Origin of the sequence: Aggregatibacter sp. oral taxon 458 str. W10330 (assembly GCF_000466335.1) — a bacterium.
Taxonomy (GTDB): domain Bacteria; phylum Pseudomonadota; class Gammaproteobacteria; order Enterobacterales; family Pasteurellaceae; genus Aggregatibacter.
Map to the genome: position 1 here is coordinate 123628 of NZ_KE952604.1, position 1985 is coordinate 125612.

General features: G+C 35.5%; 3 protein-coding genes and 2 pseudogenes. All 5 read right to left on the bottom strand.

The features are described 5' to 3' along the window. Nucleotides 1–147: 147 nt before the first annotated feature. Nucleotides 148–426, bottom strand: coding sequence for a hypothetical protein (locus HMPREF9065_RS05560; protein ID WP_021615924.1), 279 nt, complete (start codon nucleotides 424–426; stop codon nucleotides 148–150). Between the two features lie 11 nt (nucleotides 427–437). Further along, a complete protein-coding gene (locus HMPREF9065_RS05555) occupies nucleotides 438–821 on the bottom strand; it encodes a phage holin family protein (protein ID WP_021615925.1) in 384 nt (127 codons plus the stop codon). 96 nt (nucleotides 822–917) lie between these two features. Continuing rightward, complete coding sequence (locus tag HMPREF9065_RS05550) at nucleotides 918–1229, bottom strand: DUF883 family protein (protein WP_021615926.1); 312 nt, start codon at nucleotides 1227–1229, stop codon at nucleotides 918–920. 117 nt (nucleotides 1230–1346) lie between these two features. Further along, nucleotides 1347–1721, bottom strand: a pseudogene (locus tag HMPREF9065_RS09900) (Nif3-like dinuclear metal center hexameric protein); the annotation flags it as partial. Nucleotides 1722–1723: 2 nt separating this feature from the next. Then, a pseudogene (locus HMPREF9065_RS10215) lies at nucleotides 1724–1930 on the bottom strand (exoribonuclease II); the annotation flags it as partial. Nucleotides 1931–1985 lie beyond the last annotated feature (55 nt).

A 1985-nucleotide genomic window follows, 5' to 3' on the forward strand; every position in this document is an offset into this window, starting at 1 on the left:
CTAAAATACGTTTACCTGTTAAGAAACCCATAATTATTCCTGTTTGTGTTAGTGAAAAAATTGGCGAAATTATACTTGTTTTGCCTTATAGGAGCAATTATCAGAGTAAGTGTTCCGATATGTTAGGGTAATTTATTAAAAGCTAATTTATTCAGATTGGTTATACTGACTATGTTTGCCAAGTGCATAGAGCGTAACTAAGCCTAATCCAGTAACAACAATGCTGCGGGCGGTAAACAGTTTTTTACTTACTGCCGTGAATAGTAAAGAACGTATTAAGGGTTGATTTAACACTGAACCTAAGAAATTTATATTTTGGAGAGGAGATGAAATTTCTCGTTTTGTTGTATTACCTTGTGAACATAATTTAAGTCGCAATATATTGCCCTTGAGTACTAAAAGTTCTTTTTCTTCTTCTAAACGCATTATGACTTCTCCTACTCTTGTTTGGATTTACCTATAATATTTTTTAATGCACTAATATCTTGTTGTATCTCTATTACTGTATCCATCATAAATGTTTTTTGTTTTTTTAAAAAACGCGATAACCCAAAGGCTAAAAGCAAAACAATGAATAGGGAAATAACACTGATAGAGAAAAATACGGTGATTTTATTTTCTGGGGCAAGATAGGAATCTAAACCAAATAACAAGCTGATAAAAGAAACTAATAAAAGTAATGAGGAGAACAATATAATAATGAGAGATGATAATAAAGAATTTTTTAGCTGGATAAAGTCAATCCGAAGCATTTGCAAACGGATTTGTGTTAACTCAAGGGTTGTAATCAATGTATTTTTAATTTTTTGTATAATTTGCATTCCGTCTCCTTAAGAGCTGTCTAAAAGAAAAAGTGGCTGCGTAGAAAATGAGTAAACGCAGCCATTATTCAGTAGAACTCTTTTAGTAAATAGAAACTATTTTTTACTGATGAGTACGCCCAGTAATAATCCAATAACACCAGCAGTGCCGATGGCTTTGTAAGGATTTTCTTGCACTAGAGTATCGGTGCTTTTAATCACCTCTTTGGTTTTTTCAACGGCTTCTTCTTGAAGAGAACTAAATTGTCCTTTAATTGTTTTAATTTGAGAACTTAAATTTTTTTTCAATTTTTTCAGTTCTTCTGCACCTGCTTCACTTTTTTCATTAAAAAGCTCTTCAGCATTATTTAAAATGTCATTCAGTTCTTCTAATAGTTCTTTGCGTTTTGCATCAAATTCTTTACTCATAGTGTTTCTCCTCTTGTTAAAATGTAATAATTAAAATACCAGCAGAAATAATACTTTTATTCCTACATGGTTACTATTCTATACATATATTTTATAGAGAAGTCAAGAGTAAATCAGTTATGCCGGATTATCCATATCCTTAAATTCCACCTCAAATCCCTGTTCGTTTGACAGCCATTCACCTAACGCTTTTACGCCATAACGTTCGGTGGCATGGTGGCCTGCGGCAAAGAAATGAATCTTTTGTTCTCTAGCGGAGTGAATGGTTTGCTCAGAGACTTCACCTGTAATAAAGGCGTCAAAACCTTGGGCTGCAGCAAGATCAATGTAACCTTGACCTCCACCGGTGCAGATGCCGATTTTGCGGATAAAGTGCGGTCCGTTTTATGTGCAAATTAATGGTCTGCGCTTTAACACCTGTTCGATGCGTTCGGCAAATTGTTCGGTAGTTAATGGTTCTTTTAAGGCTCCCAAAACAGGAATGCTGGCCGAGCTTTACCGCCTTGTTTTTCGATCGTGGCGCTGATTTTGTCGCCGTGCATGACTTTTTTCATGGCAATAGGAGAAATGAAATAGCTTTTCTTGTCGCATTCCAAAAAGCCGTAAGCCTTGTCCGTACCTTTCACCGTGCCTTCCACACGTTCTTTGCTGTCATGAATTTGTTGTTTGAGTTGTGCGAGTAATGGATTATCTTGGAACATAATTACGTTGGGCGGATTTTTGTCCGCAGATAAAGTGAAAAACGATAACGGCAGA

Bases quoted from the DNA above. Each gene is read 5' to 3' on its own strand.
- HMPREF9065_RS05550 (WP_021615926.1), bottom strand. From the start codon at position 1,229: ATGAGTAAAGAATTTGATGCAAAACGCAAAGAACTATTAGAAGAACTG.
- HMPREF9065_RS05555 (WP_021615925.1), bottom strand. From the start codon at position 821: ATGCAAATTATACAAAAAATTAAAAATACATTGATTACAACCCTTGAG.
- HMPREF9065_RS05560 (WP_021615924.1), bottom strand. From the start codon at position 426: ATGCGTTTAGAAGAAGAAAAAGAACTTTTAGTACTCAAGGGCAATATA.